At 37.1% G+C, this 18,862-nt stretch carries 18 protein-coding genes, 1 pseudogene and 1 other annotated feature; of the genes and pseudogenes, 11 read left to right on the top strand and 8 right to left on the bottom strand.

All coding sequences use genetic code 11. The features are described from left to right. Position 1: 1 nt before the first annotated feature. The 7 genes and pseudogenes from FS802_RS23780 to mnmL all read right to left on the bottom strand — a co-directional run bounded on the left by FS802_RS23780 (position 2) and on the right by mnmL (position 5,965). The gene (locus tag FS802_RS23780; protein ID WP_000867818.1) at positions 2–1,303 is read right to left on the bottom strand and encodes a PepSY-associated TM helix domain-containing protein; all 1,302 of its coding nucleotides are present in this window, start codon (positions 1,301–1,303) and stop codon (positions 2–4) included. A gap of 115 nt (positions 1,304–1,418) precedes the next feature. Beyond that, positions 1,419–1,944: pseudogene (locus tag FS802_RS23770) on the bottom strand (hypothetical protein). A 2-nt stretch (positions 1,945–1,946) separates the two neighbouring features. Further along, positions 1,947–2,615 (bottom strand): aspartate/glutamate racemase family protein, encoded by a 669-nt coding sequence (locus FS802_RS23765; RefSeq protein WP_098654864.1) that lies wholly within the window; start codon positions 2,613–2,615, stop codon positions 1,947–1,949. Positions 2,616–2,639: 24 nt separating this feature from the next. Beyond that, positions 2,640–3,320 (bottom strand): ABC transporter permease, encoded by a 681-nt coding sequence (locus FS802_RS23760; RefSeq protein ID WP_098654865.1) that lies wholly within the window; start codon positions 3,318–3,320, stop codon positions 2,640–2,642. 18 nt (positions 3,321–3,338) lie between these two features. Beyond that, positions 3,339–4,172 carry an ABC transporter ATP-binding protein gene (locus tag FS802_RS23755; RefSeq protein ID WP_098654866.1) on the bottom strand — a complete coding sequence of 278 codons (834 nt, stop codon included), beginning with the start codon at positions 4,170–4,172 and terminating at the stop codon, positions 3,339–3,341. 264 nt (positions 4,173–4,436) lie between these two features. After that, positions 4,437–5,009 carry a tRNA 5-(aminomethyl)-2-thiouridylate-methyltransferase MnmM gene (mnmM, locus tag FS802_RS23745; protein ID WP_000764504.1) on the bottom strand — a complete coding sequence of 191 codons (573 nt, stop codon included), beginning with the start codon at positions 5,007–5,009 and terminating at the stop codon, positions 4,437–4,439. Beyond that, positions 5,006–5,965, bottom strand: coding sequence for a tRNA modification radical SAM protein MnmL/YtqA (gene mnmL, locus FS802_RS23740; protein WP_000868026.1), 960 nt, complete (start codon positions 5,963–5,965; stop codon positions 5,006–5,008). Before mnmL ends, mnmM begins: the two co-directional genes overlap by 4 nt. Positions 5,966–6,076: 111 nt before the next feature. Here mnmL and FS802_RS23735 point away from each other — a divergent pair, with 111 nt between their 5' ends. The 10 genes from FS802_RS23735 (at position 6,077) to leuS (ending at position 17,477) form a co-directional block, all read left to right on the top strand. Further along, on the top strand, positions 6,077–6,340 hold the full coding sequence (locus FS802_RS23735; RefSeq protein ID WP_000840865.1) for a YtzC family protein: 264 nt from the start codon (positions 6,077–6,079) through the stop codon (positions 6,338–6,340). 15 nt (positions 6,341–6,355) lie between these two features. After that, a complete protein-coding gene (locus FS802_RS23730; RefSeq protein ID WP_001129345.1) occupies positions 6,356–6,505 on the top strand; it encodes a hypothetical protein in 150 nt (49 codons plus the stop codon). Between the two features lie 136 nt (positions 6,506–6,641). Next, positions 6,642–7,664 (top strand): DUF418 domain-containing protein, encoded by a 1,023-nt coding sequence (locus FS802_RS23725; protein WP_098654867.1) that lies wholly within the window; start codon positions 6,642–6,644, stop codon positions 7,662–7,664. Between the two features lie 241 nt (positions 7,665–7,905). Then, positions 7,906–8,667 carry an ABC transporter ATP-binding protein gene (locus FS802_RS23720; protein WP_087984865.1) on the top strand — a complete coding sequence of 254 codons (762 nt, stop codon included), beginning with the start codon at positions 7,906–7,908 and terminating at the stop codon, positions 8,665–8,667. A 16-nt stretch (positions 8,668–8,683) separates the two neighbouring features. Beyond that, positions 8,684–10,543: an FtsX-like permease family protein gene (locus FS802_RS23715; RefSeq protein WP_000897807.1), complete on the top strand. Its 1,860-nt coding sequence runs from the start codon at positions 8,684–8,686 to the stop codon at positions 10,541–10,543. A 346-nt stretch (positions 10,544–10,889) separates the two neighbouring features. Continuing rightward, positions 10,890–11,456 (top strand): tyrosine-type recombinase/integrase, encoded by a 567-nt coding sequence (locus FS802_RS23705; RefSeq protein ID WP_098654868.1) that lies wholly within the window; start codon positions 10,890–10,892, stop codon positions 11,454–11,456. Positions 11,457–11,490: 34 nt separating this feature from the next. Next, entirely contained in the window at positions 11,491–11,988 is a 498-nt protein-coding gene (locus FS802_RS23700) for a cation:proton antiporter regulatory subunit (RefSeq protein WP_098654869.1), read from the top strand. A gap of 3 nt (positions 11,989–11,991) precedes the next feature. Beyond that, positions 11,992–13,215, top strand: coding sequence for a cation:proton antiporter (locus FS802_RS23695; RefSeq protein WP_002167528.1), 1,224 nt, complete (start codon positions 11,992–11,994; stop codon positions 13,213–13,215). Positions 13,216–13,401: 186 nt separating this feature from the next. Further along, a complete protein-coding gene (locus tag FS802_RS23690) occupies positions 13,402–14,595 on the top strand; it encodes an MDR family MFS transporter (protein ID WP_088107410.1) in 1,194 nt (397 codons plus the stop codon). Positions 14,596–14,783: 188 nt separating this feature from the next. Beyond that, positions 14,784–15,003, top strand: a binding site (T-box leader). Positions 15,004–15,068: 65 nt separating this feature from the next. Further along, positions 15,069–17,477, top strand: coding sequence for a leucine--tRNA ligase (leuS, locus tag FS802_RS23685; protein ID WP_000009480.1), 2,409 nt, complete (start codon positions 15,069–15,071; stop codon positions 17,475–17,477). Between the two features lie 27 nt (positions 17,478–17,504). On the opposite strand, the gene FS802_RS23680 is transcribed toward leuS, so the two are convergent. Then, the gene (locus tag FS802_RS23680; RefSeq protein WP_000800321.1) at positions 17,505–17,933 is read right to left on the bottom strand and encodes a GNAT family N-acetyltransferase; all 429 of its coding nucleotides are present in this window, start codon (positions 17,931–17,933) and stop codon (positions 17,505–17,507) included. A gap of 149 nt (positions 17,934–18,082) precedes the next feature. On the opposite strand from FS802_RS23680, the gene FS802_RS23675 reads away from it, so the two are divergent. After that, the coding region (locus FS802_RS23675) for a hypothetical protein (protein ID WP_144525530.1) at positions 18,083–18,862 on the top strand (780 nt) is incomplete at its 3' end.

Genomic DNA, 18,862 nt, shown 5'->3' with positions numbered 1-18,862 from the left:
ATTATGATCGTATTTTTGAAAATACATATATAAGAAGTTCAATCGCGAAAATAACTAACACAGATAGTCCGAATAAAGGCATGACAGCGCCTAGTATAACCATCATGATAAAGAAAACGATTATGCTTTTCTTATCTCTTTGCTTTGGCGGTGCGGCTAATTTTCCTTTTGGTTTTCTTGCTAACCACATTTTTATTCCGTAATAAATGAGAAGTAATAAAGATAATGTCGTTAGTAAGCATAATATTTTATTTGGCCATCCGAATAAATGTCCTTCGTGAAGCGGGATACCGTAAGTGAACCATTGTGCAAATAAGCCATAATCACGATAGTCCGTTTTGGAAATAAGCTCTCCGCTATATTGATCAAAATAAGCTGTTATTTCTTCATTTGGTGCGACATGCATACCCGTAATACCGGAACCGCTTGATTTCGAAACGGTGAATACACCTTTCGGATCAGCCGGTAGTGAGATAACATATGGCTTCTTTATTTCAATTCCTTTTTGTAACTCATCAATTGAAATGGCTTTTGGCTCATTTGAATTCGATTCAGGAGGAGCTTCTTTTCTTGTTGCCCACGGCAATTCTTTTACCTTCGATTCAGGCGGTGCCATATACAACTTTGGATATCCAATCGATTCATTCGACGATGCGATTTTATAAATTTGGTTACCCATAAATCCTGACCAAGGTAATCCAGATGCGACTAGCAGAATGAGTGGAATTGTAAATATAATACCGATAATAGAATGACGTCGTTTTGCTTTTTCTCGCCTATTGGATGCTGGTGTGTTTTTGAACTGGCGTATACTCATATACAACCCAGTAAAAATTAAAAAGATTGTCCAGCATGCCGCAAGCTCTACAATGTAGTTAATGACAGTACCACCAACTAAAAGAGAACTATGTAATTCCCTCATTATATTGGCAAACGTTTCACTTGCATTTTGATCTCCAACAATTTGATTATTGCTATCTAAATACACATATTTTTGTTGCCCAGTATATTCATTTGCAATAGTAAGCCTCGTATTATAATCCCCATTAAACTCACTAATTTTCGCCACACTATAATGTGGATATTTTTTCTCTGTTAAGAAAAGCGAATCAGCCATCGAAATAGACTCTGTTTGGGCACTCTTCCCAAAATATAAATCTTTATAGATGAAATCTTCAACCTCTTCCCGAAATAAATACCCAATTCCGCTCAGTGACAATGTAATAAGAAGCGGCGTAATAAAAAGCCCGGCATAAAAATGCCAACGCCAAAAAATGTAATGAAGCGAACGATTTACTTTCATACTTTCAGTTCCCCTAACCTTCCCTATATGAATAACTACTTATTTAATATAGCGAGATTAAGTGTGATTACTTTGAAAGAATTGTGAAGAAAGTTAAAAGTTTTTAGGGCAGATTTTATCGGCAAGACATACAATACGCAATGCAAAGCTTAGTTGAATGAATTAGCTCTTCATTTCCTTTTTGTAGCCTAATTTGAAGTGCCTTTTGAAAATAAGTAAGGGCGGTGTGGAAGTCACCCTCATCTAATTTACTTTTTCCGTAATGTTGGTAGAAGAAGTCTTCATAAGTAGGAACGTTCGGCAACATATGTTGAAGTTCGGTAAATAGTGTATTTGCCGTATGGAAATTTTGTTCCCAATGGTATGTGTGTGCGAGACGTAGTTTGTTAACAAAGAGTCCTTCTTTATTATTTAAATTTGTATAATATGCAATTGCTTCCTGTACGTAATACTTACATTCAGAAAGGTTGCCAGCGATTCGTTCATAAACGCCAATTAAGCCGCAGTTTTTTCCATATAACGATCTTTTATGTAAATGCTCTTTCAAAAACCTATATCCCTTGCTTCATTTCAGCAAGGGATATAGGTTTTTCTCTAAGGTTTTCATCAAATGTGTATCCCATTTCAAAAGGTATGTTCATTGTTACCTCCTTATAGTTTCTGCATACATCTTCACAACCGCCTCAGCAAGACATTGGGAGGAATCAACAAAATCCTCACTCGCCACAACATTCAAATCAGTACATGCGATAATAGCGGTATCTACTTCATCTTCCAACTGTAAAATGAGCGCATTCCACAATTTGCGAGCTTCTTTAATTTCTCCAGATTTAATATAAGTAATAATTTGATTAATCATTTCTTGCCATTTTTCATGATGAATGTACTCTATATTACGCTTTGCAATCCCGTCTTGGTAAATACCAGTTTGAATTGTCGCTTCTGTTGCAAGAAGAGCGACTCTTTTTGCAGTTTCAGGAATAGCTTGTAACGTCTCGTCGACTATATTCAAAATAGGAATAGAAATAGAACGTTGTAATTCTTCAAAATAAAGATGCGCCGTATTACAAGGCATAGCGATAAATTCTACGCCAGTACTTTCAAGTTTTTGTGCCCCTTCAATAATCGCTTTTTTCATTGCTTCGTGATTAATAGGGCGATCCATGTAAAACGGTGTTGGGCAAGAATAAATCATCATATGAGGAAAGTCCATATCATGCTTTGCTCCGTATATTGTTTGGCACCCTGCTACAACTGTATCGACGAATGGTCCAGTTGATTTTGGTCCCATTCCTGCTAGTATTCCGATCATTGGTTTGTCTCCTTTAATATGTAATTAAAAACGTTTTTTGCGAATGACAAAAAGAAATAAAGTAAGTAATAAAAATGAATATACGATAGCCCAAGCTGTGAGCCATAGCGTGTGAGTCAGTATATTATATTTGTATTGTCCAAGCATTAGGAAGCTTTCGACAGGTGGTAAAAACCATAGAAACTCTTTCTTAAACCGGATTGAGGCGATCGTTATAAGTAATATAAATGTCAGGCTAAGCCAAGCTGTGCTTGCTTTTTGAATCATATTTCTAGTAAATAAAGTTGCAATTGAAATTCCTAGTATAGAGAAAGACATGTGAGCGAGAAATCCGACTAAAAATAAAGAAACTGTCATTTCTTCATTAAACATTTGTAAAAAAATTGGATAGATTACGGATATAAAAGATAAAACAGTACAAATGAGAAGAGCTGTAATATATTTACCAACGTATAATGCTGAAATATTATTTGTATGAGAAATAGTAATTTGTTCTTGTACAGGGTCTTCAGTATGAAAAATTGTGACTGTAATCCAGGCAGATAATAAATAAAGGGCGAGAGTTGTTTCTAAGTATGTCGGTACAATAGGAGTCGGTTTATATGTATATACAAAAAGTAAGCTCACAAAGTACATCGCAATAGGAGGGACGTACTTATACGATTTTGTATAGTCGAGAAAATGGTAACGAATAAGCGCGAACATAATAAACCTTCTTTCGATTTAAAAGTTAGGTTGTAGCAGTGTGATAGATGCTTTTTTATGTAATAAAAACTGAAGCATTTCGTTTGTATATTCTTTTTCGATTTGTAATTGAATAAGGTTTTGATTTGAATTGTGTACAACGTGTATAAATCCTAATTGTTTCCGTAGTTCTATCGCTGAAAATGTTTCGTGAACAATTGCTTCAATATAGACTTGTTCTGCTGATTTTTGCACAGAGATATTTTCCGTGATTGTATGATTTGCTAACGTCACAATTCTATCGGCGAAGTTTTCTAGTAGTTGCTTTTCGTGACATGTGAAGAGTATAGATATGCCTTGTCGTTTTAATGAGAGTAAAATATGTTCTAATTCTTGCTGAGAGTTAGGATCGAGCCCCGAAAGAGGTTCATCTAAAATTAATAAATGGACGTCCGTAAGCAATGCTTGCATAATACCAGTTTTTTGTTTCATACCTTTTGAAAAGTTTCGTACAACGGAATGTCTTGCATGATGTAAATGAAAAGATTCAAGAAGCATCGGAATTTTATCTTTTAAATATTTTGTTGATAAACCGTGAATGTGACCGAGATGATATAGATAATCTTCTAATGTAAAACGAATCCCTTCAGGAAAATGTTCAGGTACATAACCGATTTGTATATGTTCTTTTTTTTGAAGTGTCCCTGCCGCAGGTGAAATAAATCCTGCAATTATTTTGAGTAGAGTACTTTTTCCAGTCCCGTTCCTGCCAATAATAGCGAGTGCTTCTCCTTCTGGAATGGATAAATCAATGTTGTCTAGTATAAGTGATTTGCCATACTTCTTTTGAATTCCCCTTAGTTCTACTAGCAAAGTTCTATCCTTCTTTCTTCAAATATTGTATACATCCATTATATAGGAGAATAAGAAAAAGACGTGCAATGAGTGCACGTCTTTTTTTGTTATGTTTTGTCGAACGATCGATATATCTGAAAAATCGTTGATATTTTGTAAGTTATGATAGATATATCGAAAAAATCGTTGATATATTGGGAGTTACGATAGATATAATTGAAAAATCGTTGATATAATTCTCAAGCAAATTCCCGATTGGTGAGGGCTGATTAAAGTTTCACTTTATCGCTTCTCAATCGCTACAATAAATGGCGGGTTATTTTGCTGGTTAATGAAGCCATATCGCAGTACGTGAGCTTGTTTTTGGTCTAGTTCTTCTGCAAATTTGAGAACAGCGTCGCGTTCTACTTGTCCTTCTGGGTGTCCGTGGTAAATGACAAGGACGATGATTCCTTCAGGTGCCATTACTTCTAGTAATTGTTCAATTGCCGAGATTGTTGAGTTCGGCTTTGTAACGATGTGTTTGTCTCCGCCTGGAAGGTAACCTAAGTTGAAGATTGCGCCTGTTACTTTTCCTTTCGCATCTTCTGGCAATATGGATGCAAGTGTATCGTGACTATCGTGAACTAAAACAGTACGCTCGAAAAGTTTTTTTTCTTTTAGACGGATAGTAGAACTTTCAATTGCTTCTTTTTGAATATCAAATCCAAATACTTTTCCGTTATCTCCAACAATTTCAGCTAGGAAGCAAGTATCATGACCATTTCCAAGTGTTGCATCTACAGCGTAATCGCCTTCTTTAACAGTCGTTTGCAAGAGTGTGCGAGCAAACGGTAATACACGTTCTAATTTCATTTTTGTTTCTCCTCATTTGCATATTTCCCTTGCCAGCTTCCGCGGCGTACAAATTCTGCATCGATGGAATTTAATACTTCCCATTTATTTAAGCTCCACATGGGACCAATCATTAAATCAGGTGGGCCGTCACCTGTGATGCGGTGCACAATTACGTCTTCTGGAATCATTTCAAGTTGGTCAACAACGAGACTTACGTAATCCTCAAGAGAAAGGAATTCTAGTTGTCCTTTTTCATATTGCTTCACCATTGGTGTTCCTTTTAATAAATGAAGTAAATGAATTTTAATTCCTTGTACATCAAGCTTCGCTACTTCACGAGCTGTTTCCATCATCATGTCGTAATCTTCAAGGGGAAGACCGTTAATAATATGAGAGCAAACTCTAATACCATGCTTACGTAATTTATTTACGCCTTCCACGTAAGATGGGTAGTCATGAGCGCGATTAATAAGGTTTGCAGTTCGTTCATGAACGGTTTGTAGTCCAAGTTCAACCCAAAGATACGTGCGTTTATTTAAGGCCGCTAAATATTCAACGACATCGTCAGGTAAACAATCTGGACGAGTCGCAATAGAAAGACCGACAACGTCTTTTTCTGCTAGAAGCGGTTCGAATTTTTCTTTTAACACTTCAAGTGGTGCGTGTGTATTTGTGTATGCTTGGAAATAAGCGATACATTTGCCATCTTTCCACTTCGAGCGCATTTTTTCTTTCATTTCATGATATTGCGTTATAACATCATCGCGGCGATCGCCAGCGAAGTCACCAGATCCAGCAGCGCTGCAAAATGTACAACCGCCATAAGCAACTGTACCGTCACGGTTCGGGCAATCGAAGCCAGCATCTAATGAAACTTTAAAGATTTTTTCACCAAATTCATTTCGTAAATGGTAATTCCATGTATGATAACGTTTATTGTCGTTTGTATATGGAAAAGGGTTTTGAACCTTCATTATTTTCCCTCCTAAGCCGAGTCAAAATGAAACAAAATCCATTATAACATACTCATAAGGTAGAGATGGAAGGGACACACTAAAGGGGAATTGAAGCAAGGAGGGACAATTATGGCAGAGCGTCAATCACTTGAATCGTATATTACACAAGCGGAGCAAGCTGTGGAATATGCGAAAGAACAATTAGATCTTGGTATGAGACAAGAGCATTACAATACGATGGAGTATTCAGATGCGCAGTTACAATTAGAACAAGCATATAACGATTTACAAACGATGCAGCAACATGCGAATGATGAGCAACGTGAGCAGTTAAATAGAGCACGCATGGCAATTCGCCAACTGCAACATCAAATGATTATTACACCGCACTAATAAGGAGTGAATGTAATGGCGAAACGTTCAGATCAAAATAATCCAGAGCAAAAAACGCAAAATGGACATAACGCTGAGTTTTCAAATGAGCTTGATCCGGTTGTGCAAGTGAAGCAGCGTAATAGTAAAAAAGGACAACCTCAAAGATCAAAACAATCAGAGTAAACCAGGTCGCAATATGACCTGGTTTTATTTTGCTATATGACAATAATGTAAGATTTCTGTAAGGTTTGCTGATAGTTGTAAACTTACTTTTCCAGTAGAGTAAGGGAGGATTAAATTTTGGACAAGGAGTTGCTTTATGGGGAACAACATTACAAACAAACGAATTGATGAGTTAGATTACATTCGTGGCTTCGCATTACTGGGGATTATTTTAGTAAATATTCTAGCGCTACTGAATATTAAAGTGCCAGATCCTAATACAGTAGATGCTAGTTATCAAAGGTTTCTATACTTATTTGTAGAAGGTCGTTTCTTCTCGATTTTCTCATTCTTATTTGGAGTAGGATTTTATATATTCATTACAAGAGCAATTGCGAAAGGGAAGAATGGGTACGTTCTATTTCTACGCCGCGTAGTTGCACTATTTATTTTTGGTTTAATTCATCAAATGTTTCAGCCTGGAGAAGCACTAGCCTTATACGCAATTTGTGGATTAGTCGTTTTACCGTTTTATAAAGCGAAAAAAGAAGTGAATTTAGTAATTGGTCTTATTCTTACGATAGCTTTTAGTATTATGGCAGCTAAGGAATTATTACCATTAGGTTTAATTTTATTAGGTCTTGCTGCAGGGCAGTATAAAGTGTTTGAAAATCTTTCAGTGAAAATCAAACAAGTCGCTATTTTTACAGGCATTATGTTTGTTTTAAGTGTAGTAGCTATATGGTATCAATATGGGCATGTTCCTGCTAATCCATTTGTAAATATGATAATTATGAATGAAGATGGAACAATGGACGCTGCAGGTCAATTCTTAAAAATTGGTGTTACAGTTGGACCAATTATTTCAGCTTTCTATGTAGGAGCATTAATTTTATTACTTCAGTTAAAACCAGTTCAAACATTGTTAGCACCATTGAAATACTACGGTCGTATGGCTTTAACGAATTATATCGGACAAACTGCAATGATTTTAATTGCTGGTAGTGTATTTAACTTTGCAGAAAACTTAACGTATATTCAGACGTTATATGTGTGTATCGCAATTTATGCAATTCAAATTGTGTTTAGCGTAATTTGGATGAAAATCTTTAAGATGGGTCCTCTAGAATGGATTTGGCGTGTTATTACGTACTGGACGGTAACACCTTTAAAGAAATAGACTGTTCCTTTTGTGGAACAGTCTATTTTTATTGTCATCTTTTTTCGATAAGTCGATATTCCTTTGAGAATCGCCGATAAAATTTCATTTATCAATGAGGTTGATCCAAAAGAAAACGAACCTTACAAGCACGCCTTTTTTATATTACAAAAGTGTAAGGTAATTGTAATGTTAACAAATAGCAGTTCGCTTCCAAAAGGCGCAAAATAGGTAATGGAAAAACAAGCGTAGGAGGATATATATGACGAAACCAGTTGTAGACGTGAAAAACGTTCAAAAAGTGTACGGTAAAAAAGGTGAGAACCAATCACACGCATTAAAAGGTGTTTCATTCTCAATTCAAGAGGGTGAATTTGTTGGAATTATGGGACCATCTGGTTCTGGTAAAACGACATTATTAAATGTAATTTCAACGCTTGATAAAGCAACGGGCGGCGTTGTTGAAATTGCGGGTACGGACATTACGAAAATGAAACAAGGTGAGCTTTCTGATTTCCGTTCACAAAAGTTAGGATTCATTTTCCAAGACTTTAACTTATTAGAGAACTTATCTATTTATGAAAACATCGCACTTCCACTTTCCCTTCAAGGTGTTTCATCACGTAATATTGGACCGAAAGTAGAGAAAGTAGCGAATATGCTAGGGATTACAGAAATTCTTCAAAAGTATCCATCTGAAGTATCTGGTGGACAAAAGCAGCGTTCAGCAGCAGCGCGCGCGCTTGTGCATGAGCCAGCAATTATTTTAGGGGACGAGCCAACAGGAGCTCTTGATTCTAAAAATGCAACGAGCTTACTTGATGCGATGACAAACTTAAATAAAGATCAAGGCGTATCGATTATGATGGTTACGCATGATCCGTATAGTGCAAGTTACTGTCAGCGTATTTTGTTCATTCAAGACGGTGAACTGTATAAAGAAATTCATCGCGGTGGTACGCGTGAAGAGTTCTACAAAGAAATTTTAGATGTACTTGCAGATTTAGGTACACAAAAAGCGTAAGAAAGGAGGTTCCAGTATGTTATTTAAACTTTCCATGTCGGGGCTGAAAAGTAAGCTGAAAGATTATATCGTCTTACTTGTTGGTCTTGTCATGTCTATCTCAATTTTTTATATGTTCCAAACGTTAGCGCTGAATAAAACGTTTATCGAATCTAACTCAGTTATTCAATCAATTGGATTCGTATTCCAAGCAGGTTCATTTTTACTAGCCATTATAACGTTCTTCTATATTTTATATGCGAACTCTTTCTTATTATCTCTTCGTCAAAAAGAGTTTGGTATGTATATGATGTTAGGAGCAAAAAAACATAAAGTTACATTGCTTATGTTTATTGAAACGATTGTATTAGGTGCTGCGTCTCTTGCAATTGGTATTACAGTTGGTGTAGGACTTGCAGAAGGTATCGGTCAATTATTAATGAAACAATTGGAATTCGCTGGTGAAGGCTATAAAGCATTTTATCTACCATCTATGACTGTTACTTGCATTTTCTTCTTCGCACTATTTGTATTATCAGCAATTATGAACAGTATTAAGTTATCACGTATTTCTGTACTGCAACTTGTACATGCAGATGCACAAACAGAGCGTGTTGCAGTAAAAGGAAAAATGACAGGTGTCGTTGCAATCCTTGCTGTTATTTTATTAGGAATTGGCTATGCATCAATGATTTACATGGAAAAACTAAGAGAAATGGGAATTCTTATTGCATTAATTACAACAACAACTGGTACTTACATGCTATTTGGATCACTTCTTCCAGTTATTATTAAAAAGTTAAAAAGTAATAAAAAGCGTAGTGAAAAAGGGCTTAACGCTTTTACATTTGCTCAATTAAATTTCCGCATTAATAGTTTAACGAAAGTACTTGCGACAGTAGCGATGTTAGTAGCGCTTGGAGCTGGTGCGATTTCAGGTGGTATGGCGTTTAAAAATAACGTTATAAAAATGGTTGATGGTTTAGTAATATATGATTCAGTAGTTCATAATCCAACAGCTGAAGAAAAGAAAATTTTAGATGGTATTACATTTAAAGAGAAAAATGAATATCGTTACAAAGTTGATGATAAATATGTTTATTACGTAAAAGAAGATTTAGAGAAAAATCGTCCTTTAATAAAAGATATGGCGAATATGAAGTCGATGAAGGATTTAGTGAATACAAAGAACGTTTCAGCGGAACTACCAGTAGGTGCAGTTTCTAGAGAAATGAATGAAAAAGATGCGAATACTAAAGAGCTTTCAGTAGAATGGGTAGATGCTTTTAGTACAATTCATCCCTATTATATAAGCGAAGATCATGCAATTAAAATTGTAGATCAAAAAATGTACGATGGGATAAATGGTAAAGAAGGTATAGCATTTATCGGAAAAACAGAAGACTTTTTAACATATACAAAAGAATGGAAAAAACTTGACGAGTTGCAGCTAGATAAATATAAAAATGTAACAGCTGAAAGAATGAGCAGTAAATATCAAACTTACGATATGTTCTATGGGATTGCGAGTGGAACAGTATTTATGGGGTTCTTCCTTGGTATTGCATTCTTAGCAATGATGGCAAGTTGTTTAATGTTTAAAATTCTTTCTGGTGCATCAAAAGATATTACGCGTTATCAAATGCTTCGTAAAATCGGTGTGCGCCGTGAGTTATTAACGAAATCGATTTATAAAGAGCTATTCTTAGTATTCTTATTCCCAGCAATTCTAGGTATCGCTCACGTATTAGTTGGTATGAATATTTTCGGATTTATTCTAGTTGATCCGTACTTCCGTATTTGGGTACCAATCGTAATTTTTGTAGTTATTTATGCGATTTATTACTTCATTACAGTTCAATTGTATAAAGGAATTGTTCTTCCAAAAGAAGATTAATAGGGAAAAAGTCGAGTGAAAGTGCTCGGCTTTTTGTATTTTCAGAAAAAAAACACTTTAATGTTACTGAAATATATAATATAATGTAAATAAGTAACATAGTATGAGAGTATCAGTAACCGAAAAGTGAAAGGAGGAATCCGATCTATAGGAAGAAGCTGAATTTGTACCCCCCTATTTTTTCTACCCACACCGTATTTGTACAATCATAAATTTCTAAATGAAAAATTGTCGTAAGAGTATATTGTGAAAATAATGGATAATACATGGAAATCTCATAGCATGATAAGGTAAAATGGACAGGATAATGAGAAAATTACCGTTCATAAGATGAGGAGATACATGTATGGAAGTTGTAGAGGCATTAAAAGATATAAGCCAAATTGAGGATATGAAAAAGTATTTAAAAGAGCACTCGCAGCGAGATTATCTTTTATTTGTTATTGGGATCAACACTGGATTAAAGATTACTGAGCTACTTAGTATGAAATTTGAAGAGGTATTAAATGAAGATGGAACTGTTAAAGAGTTTTATTCTCTTCCTGTAAAAGATGAAAAATTTAAACAAGATATTTATTTAAATACAAAAGTAAAAGAAGCGCTTTTAGAGTACGTACAATCTATTGATGCTCAAAGAGAAAACTACGTATTTCAATCTAATAAAACGACAAATTCAATCTCGCGCCAACAAGCGTATCGTGTTATCCATAGCGCAGCTGAAGCGGTTGGGATTGTTGGAAAGATTGGAACGAATTCAATGCGAAAAACATTTGGATTTCATGCGTACAAAAGAGGAATAGCGATTGCGCTATTGCAAAAGCATTTTCATCACGCAACTCCATCAGAGACGCTCAAGTATTTAGGAATCTCAAAAGATGAGAAGTTTAAAACAGAGATTGATGTAGATTTGTAAAAGCCGTAACTAAAAACTTTAGGAGGCGGAAAATATGAATATTAGAGAGAGTGAACTACCGGGCATTGGATGTAAATTCGAAGTGATAACAAAAGGTAATGAAAAAATGGTTATCGTTATTCATGATGATGGTCGAAGAGAAATGTATCATTTTGATGCGGATCACGATGAGAGTATTTCAAGCATTTCTCTTCGTGATTCTGAAGCGAGACAAATTGCGGCTATATTAGGCGGAATGGTATATAGGCCGCAAGCGCTAGACACAATTGAGATGGCTTTTGAAGGATTATCAATTGAATGGTTTAAGGTGGAGAATAGTGCACCAGTAGTACAACAAACAATTGGTAGCTTACATGTCAGAAAAACGTATAACGTAACGATTATTGCTATTTTGAAAAAGAATATGAAGAAATTCTTTAATCCAGGTCCAGACTCTATTATTGAAGCTGGCGATATGCTCGTATTGTCGGGTGAAAGACATGAAGTGAAAAGAATTATTAATGAATTGCTTTCAGCAGGAGGTGATTCCTAATCGATGGATACTTTAATTTTTGAAGTTGGAACTGCGTTAGTATTAGTAGCTTTTGCAGCTATCCTCGCTGCGAAGTTAAAGTTCTCGATTATTCCGTTTCTCATTATACTCGGTATGTTAGTGGGGCCTCATGCCCCAGATTTAGGACTTATCGATTTAAGGTTTATTGAAAGCGGAGAAGTTATTTCCTTCCTCGGCCGTGTAGGCGTCATATTCCTCCTATTCTATTTAGGCTTAGAATTCTCAATAAAAAAATTAATTAAATCAGGAAAGTCGATTGCTTTTGGGGGTAGTGTTCATATATCGCTTAATTTCATATTAGGTTTACTTTATGGATATGTCATGGGCTTCCCCTTACTAGAAACATTAATTATTGCTGGAATTATTACAATCTCATCGAGTGCAATTGTAGCGAAAGTAATCGTTGATTTAAGAAGATCTGGTAATAAAGAGACAGAGCTAATTTTAGGAATCATTATGTTTGATGATATCTTTTTAGCTGTATATTTATCAGTTGTTTCAGGATTAGTACTCGGAGGTGCAACATCATTTGTAGGTGCTCTTACATCCGTACTAATCGCAGTAGGATATATGTTACTATTCTTTGTAATCGCTAGAAAAGCTACGCCGTTCCTAAATAAAGTATTAGATATTTCGTCAAACGAAATTTTTATTATCGTAATATTCGCTATTTTATTCTTTGTAGCAGGATTTTCAGAAACAATTCATGTTGCGGAAGCGATTGGGGCTTTATTGTTAGGACTCGTCTTTTCAGAAACAGAGCATAGTGACCGGATCGAGCATCTCGTCGTCCCGTTTCGTGATTTCTTTGGAGCTATATTTTTCTTCAGCTTCGGTTTAAGTATAGATCCGTTTTCGCTTGGAGGAGCAGTATGGTTGGCATTAGGAGCAGTTTTCATTACTCTCATCGGTAATTTTACAGCTGGAATGATTGCAGGGCGTAAAGCCGGGTTATCGCATAAGGCTTCTACGAATATCGGTTTAACACTTATATCACGTGGGGAATTCTCCATTATTGTCGCGAATCTCGGAATAGCGGGTGGCTTAATGGCAACGATTAAACCATTCTCAGCTTTATATGTTTTAATATTGGCGTCGCTAGGGCCATTATTAACGAAGGAGTCTGGGAGAATATACTCTCTACTAGACAAAATATTTAAATGGAGTGCGAAAGAAAGTGCAAAACGTAAAAAGGAAGTTGGATAACCTTTCGCGAGGGAACGATTCCATTATTTATAGATTAATATTTTACAAAGACGATTAGAATACATTCTAATCGTCTTTGTGCTATTATCTGAATTTCATCAACTATTAATCAGTTGCCTTCCTATTTAAAAACGACTACAATTTTACTGTTATAGATGAACGAAAAATAGAATAGGAGGGGAGACTATGCCAAGGAAAGTATGGCTATTAGTAGCTGGGATGATTATTAATGTCACGGGTGCTTCTTTTTTATGGCCTTTTAATACAATTTATTTGCATGATCACCTAGGAAAATCTTTATCTGTGGCCGGAATGGTATTAATGATCAACTCGCTTACTGGTGTAATCGGAAACTTGCTCGGCGGTGTTTTGTTTGATAAATGGGGCGGTTACAAATCAACTTTAGTAGGGATTGTCATTACACTCGTATCGATTTTAGGTCTTGTGTTCTTCCACGGTTGGCCGTTATATGTTGTGTGGTTAGCATTAATCGGCTTTGGTTCTGGAATGGTCTTCCCATCGATGTATGCGATGGTCGGTACGGTTTGGCCAGAGGGCGGAAGACGAGCATTTAATGCGATGTATGTTGGGCAAAACGTTGGTATTGCGATCGGAACAGCGTGCGGTGGTTTAGTTGCATCTTACCGTTTTGATTATATTTTCTTAGCCAATTTTGTTCTGTACTTTGTTTTCTTCTTAATTGCTTTTATTGGATTCCGTGGTATGGAAGACAAGAAAGAGCCAGGAGTGCAAAAAGAAGTCGAAACGAAAAAAGGCTGGACACTTACACCAGGATTCAAAGCACTTCTTATCATATGTGTAGCATATGCTTTATGCTGGGTTACATATGTACAGTGGCAAGGGGCGATTGCGACTCATATGCGGGAATTAGATATTAGCCTCCGCCATTATAGTTTATTATGGACGATAAACGGAGCGATGATTGTTTGTGCGCAGCCACTTGTTAGTATGTTAATTCGCTGGATGAAGCGTTCTTTAAAACAACAAATTATGATAGGAATCGTCATTTTTGCGGCGTCATTTATTGTGTTAAGTCAAGCGCAGCAATTTACGATGTTCCTCGTTGCGATGGTGACGTTAACAATCGGTGAGTTATTCGTATGGCCAGCAGTTCCGACCATTGCAAATATACTTGCACCAAAAGATAAGTTAGGGTTTTATCAAGGGGTTGTAAATAGCGCAGCGACTGTAGGGAAAATGTTCGGACCGGTCGTTGGCGGAGCAATTGTTGATTTATACAATATGGAAGTATTGTTTATAGCAATCATGGTAATGCTTGTAGTAGCGATTATTGCAACGAGCATGTATGATAAACGAGTAAAAGTAGAAGAAACAGTAGAAGAAAAAATTGCAGTTTAGTTTGACGGAACATGTAACATGTTTTAGAATATATTTAAATAAAACAACCTTTGGAACAAGGGAGATAGCTCGGCTGTCCTAAGACGAATTCGTTAGTTAGTAAGAGTAACGATTAACCGAGAAGCCTTAGCTTCAAGTAAGCTCTTTAGAGATACGAAGTGGTGGGTAGTTCACATTAACTTATATTTGTAATAACAGTGAGAAGGAGTAGTAGTAATAGAAGCTGGTTTAGAGAGTTGACGGTCGGTGCAAGTCAATCCACGTTTCGTTATGAACTCGCCTTTGAGTTGCAGTTGTGAAACTAATAGTAGCAATTGCCGTTAATCCACGTTACGGATCTAAGCGAATGTATATATGTACATTAATTTAGGGTGGTACCGCGGGAATCTATAACCTCTCGTCCCTTTTTGGGGATGAGAGGTTTTTTGTATTTTGGGCGGTGAAAATAAATAGAATTTCAAGGAGGGTATCTCATGAGCTTTAATCATCAAAATATTGAGAAGAAGTGGCAAGGGTACTGGGAAGAGAATAAAACATTCCGTACGCCAGATGAGACAGAAAAACCAAAATTTTATGCACTAGATATGTTCCCATATCCATCAGGTGCAGGTCTACACGTAGGACATCCAGAAGGTTATACAGCGACAGATATTTTATCTCGTATGAAGCGTATGCAAGGATATAACGTTCTTCATCCAATGGGATGGGATGCGTTCGGTCTTCCAGCAGAGCAATATGCACTTGATACTGGAAACAGCCCGGCAGAATTTACAGAGCTTAATATTAATACGTTCCGTAATCAAATTAAAGCATTAGGCTTCTCTTACGATTGGGATCGTGAAGTAAATACAACAGATCCAAACTACTATAAGTGGACACAATGGATCTTCCTAAAACTATTTGAAAAAGGTTTAGCTTACGTTGATGAAGTACCTGTAAACTGGTGCCCAGCACTTGGTACAGTACTTGCAAATGAAGAAATCATTGACGGTAAGAGTGAGCGCGGTGGCCATCCAGTTGAGCGTCGTCCGATGAGACAGTGGATGTTAAAAATTACAGCTTATGGAGATCGTCTATTAGAAGATCTAGATGAGCTTGATTGGCCAGAAAGCTTAAAAGACATGCAGCGTAACTGGATCGGTCGTTCTGAAGGTGCAGAAGTACACTTCAACATCGATGGTACAGATGAGAAGTTCACAGTTTTCACAACGCGTCCTGATACACTATTTGGTGCAACATATTGTGTACTTGCTCCGGAACATGCACTTGTTGCAGAAATTACAACAGCAGATCAAAAAGAAGCTGTAGAAGCTTACATTAACTCTGTTAAAATGAAGAGCGATTTAGAGCGTACAGAACTTGCGAAAGAGAAAACTGGTGTATTCACTGGTGCTTACGCAGTTAACCCAGTAAATGGTGAGAAATTACCAATCTGGATTGCTGATTATGTTCTTGCAACTTACGGAACAGGTGCTGTAATGGCAGTTCCAGCTCACGATGAGCGTGACTATGAATTCGCATCAGTATTCAATCTTCCAATGAAGGAAGTTGTAAAAGGCGGAGATATTACGAAAGAAGTGTACACAGGTGATGGTGCACACGTAAACTCAGCATTCCTTGATGGTTTAAATAAAGAAGAAGCAATCGCAAAAATGATCGAGTGGCTTGAAGTAACAAGCGCAGGAAATCAAAAAGTAACGTACCGTCTACGTGACTGGTTATTTAGCCGTCAACGTTACTGGGGTGAGCCAATTCCAGTAATCCATTGGGAAGATGGCACAATGACAGCTGTGAAAGAAGAAGAATTACCATTAGTTCTTCCGAAAACAGAAAACATCCGTCCTTCAGGTACAGGTGAATCACCACTTGCTAACATTGAAGAGTGGGTAAACGTTGTTGATCCTGAAACTGGTAAAAAAGGTCGTCGTGAAACGAATACAATGCCACAATGGGCTGGTAGCTGCTGGTATTACCTACGTTACATCGATCCAAACAATAGCGAAGCACTTGTAGATCCTGAAAAAGTAAAACAATGGCTTCCAGTTGATATTTATATCGGCGGAGCAGAGCACGCTGTACTTCACTTACTATATGCTCGTTTCTGGCATAAAGTATTATATGATATCGGTGTAGTTCCAACGAAAGAGCCGTTCCAACAATTATTCAACCAAGGTATGATTCTAGGTGAAAACAACGAGAAAATGAGTAAATCAAAAGGTAACGTTGTAAACCCTGATGATATCGTAGCAAGCCACGGTGCAGATACACTTCGTCTATATGAAATGTTCATGGGACCATTAGATGCTTCAATCGCTTGGTCTGAAAATGGTCTTGATGGAGCTCGTCGTTTCCTAGACCGTGTATGGCGCCTATTCATTCAAGATAACGGTGAATTAAGTGAGAAAATTACTGATGCACCAAATAAAGAGCTTGAAAAAGCTTACCACCAAACAGTGAAGAAAGTAACAGAAGACTATGCAGAGCTTCGCTTCAACACAGCGATTTCTCAAATGATGGTATTCATCAACGATGCATACAAAGCTGAAACACTTCCGAAAGAATATGTAGAAGGTTTCGTAAAAATGATTGCACCAGTTGCACCTCACATCGGGGAAGAACTATGGAGCAAACTTGGTTACAATGAAACAATCACATATGCAAGCTGGCCAACATTTGATGAGTCTAAACTTGTAGAAGATGAAGTTGAAATCGTTGTTCAAGTTATGGGCAAAGTTCGCGCAAAACTAACAATGAGTAAAGACGCATCAAAAGAAGAAATGGAACAACTTGCACTTGAAGCAATTCAAGACCAAATCGAAGGAAAAACAGTTCGTAAAGTAATTGTAGTTCCTGGAAAACTTGTTAACGTTGTTGCAAACTAATTCATTCTAAATAAAAGCTCAGAGTATTTATACTCTGAGCTTTTTTGTGTGAAAAATAATCTCAGGATCACCTTCATCTAAGTTTTCAATCATTCCACTGCGTATAAAACCGTTCGCGTTAAATACTTTCTGCATACTTTTATTCGATTTGTTCGTTGAAGAAAAGATTTTTTGAGTAGGAGAATGACTTAACATATATGCGATTAGCGAGCTTGCATAGCCTCGCCTTCTTTTGGCTGGCGAAACAATGATTAATGAGAGGAAAGTACAACCAAAGAAATTTGTATCATATGTTAGAAAACCCAAAATAGAATTGTTTTCTTTTACAATGATGCATCTGCCCTTATCAATAGTGTGTTTAATATAATCTCGTCTACTATCGTCTCCGATTACATCAATATCAATATGTAAGATTGCATCTAAATCATTGATAGAAGCCTTTGTTACGTTTTTCAATAGAAACACCTCCTAGAAAAATATTCAGTTAATTAATTTTATCATGAATGAAGAAAAAGGAGCGGAATTCCAATAAAGACAAACACCTATTCTTCTATAGGAAATATGATAAAAAAGGTAGGCTAAATTGAGTAGAAGAGGTGAAAGGAATGAAAGGGATGGACAATAATGCACCACATGGCTTCTTCGGAGGTGGATCGGGTAGTTATGAACAAATGATGTTAATGGGAGGAGCTGACCAACAAGGGTACGGTGGAATTCCGAGCTGGATGGGTGGAGCAGCAGGAGGATTTCCAACATCGGTAGCTGGCATGCAAACTGGAATGCCTACATTAATGGGAGGGTTTTCGACATCAGGGGCTGGAATGCCTACAGTAACAGGAGGATTTCCAACATCAGTAGCTGGCGTACAGACAGGAATTCCAGTAGGAGCACCAACTACATTTCCTTCTTTCGTTGGAGGAGTACAGACAGGATTTCCGGTACCGGGAGTAGGTGTTGTAGCTGGAGGAATAGGTGGGTATCCGCAAGGTGTTCACGGTCATCATGTACATCATCATCACCAGGGACAACATGGCCATCATGTACACCATCATCACCAAGGTCATCAAGGTCATCAAGGTCATCAAGGTCATCACCACCATCAAGGCCAGCACGGCCACCATGGTCATCACCAAGGCCAACACGGCCACCACCAACAACAAGTACATCACCACGGTCAACACCACATTCATCCGCAAGCTGTTCTTTATCAAACGCATCAAGGCCAGCACGGTCACCATGGTCATCATCACCACCAAGGCCAACACGGCCACCATGGTCATCATCACCACCAAGGCCAACATGGCCATCACCAACAACAAGTACATCACCACGGTCAACACCACATTCATCCGCAAGCTGTTCTTTATCAAACGCATCAAGGCCAG

The sequence above is a fragment of the Bacillus sp. DE0042 genome (genome assembly GCF_007680225.1).
GTDB classification, from domain to species: domain Bacteria; phylum Bacillota; class Bacilli; order Bacillales; family Bacillaceae_G; genus Bacillus_A; species Bacillus_A wiedmannii.
Note: the sequence above shows the minus strand (reverse complement) of the source record. Positions and strands in the feature narration are given on the sequence as shown.

Bases quoted from the DNA above. Each gene is read 5' to 3' on its own strand.
- FS802_RS23780 (WP_000867818.1), bottom strand. From the start codon at position 1,303: ATGAAAGTAAATCGTTCGCTTCATTACATTTTTTGGCGTTGGCATTTT.
- FS802_RS23765 (WP_098654864.1), bottom strand. From the start codon at position 2,615: ATGATCGGAATACTAGCAGGAATGGGACCAAAATCAACTGGACCATTC.
- FS802_RS23760 (WP_098654865.1), bottom strand. From the start codon at position 3,320: ATGTTCGCGCTTATTCGTTACCATTTTCTCGACTATACAAAATCGTAT.
- mnmM (WP_000764504.1), bottom strand. From the start codon at position 5,009: ATGAAATTAGAACGTGTATTACCGTTTGCTCGCACACTCTTGCAAACG.
- mnmL (WP_000868026.1), bottom strand. From the start codon at position 5,965: ATGAAGGTTCAAAACCCTTTTCCATATACAAACGACAATAAACGTTAT.
- FS802_RS23735 (WP_000840865.1), top strand. From the start codon at position 6,077: ATGGCAGAGCGTCAATCACTTGAATCGTATATTACACAAGCGGAGCAA.
- FS802_RS23730 (WP_001129345.1), top strand. From the start codon at position 6,356: ATGGCGAAACGTTCAGATCAAAATAATCCAGAGCAAAAAACGCAAAAT.
- FS802_RS23725 (WP_098654867.1), top strand. From the start codon at position 6,642: ATGGGGAACAACATTACAAACAAACGAATTGATGAGTTAGATTACATT.
- FS802_RS23720 (WP_087984865.1), top strand. From the start codon at position 7,906: ATGACGAAACCAGTTGTAGACGTGAAAAACGTTCAAAAAGTGTACGGT.
- FS802_RS23715 (WP_000897807.1), top strand. From the start codon at position 8,684: ATGTTATTTAAACTTTCCATGTCGGGGCTGAAAAGTAAGCTGAAAGAT.
- FS802_RS23705 (WP_098654868.1), top strand. From the start codon at position 10,890: ATGGAAGTTGTAGAGGCATTAAAAGATATAAGCCAAATTGAGGATATG.
- FS802_RS23700 (WP_098654869.1), top strand. From the start codon at position 11,491: ATGAATATTAGAGAGAGTGAACTACCGGGCATTGGATGTAAATTCGAA.
- FS802_RS23695 (WP_002167528.1), top strand. From the start codon at position 11,992: ATGGATACTTTAATTTTTGAAGTTGGAACTGCGTTAGTATTAGTAGCT.
- FS802_RS23690 (WP_088107410.1), top strand. From the start codon at position 13,402: ATGCCAAGGAAAGTATGGCTATTAGTAGCTGGGATGATTATTAATGTC.
- leuS (WP_000009480.1), top strand. From the start codon at position 15,069: ATGAGCTTTAATCATCAAAATATTGAGAAGAAGTGGCAAGGGTACTGG.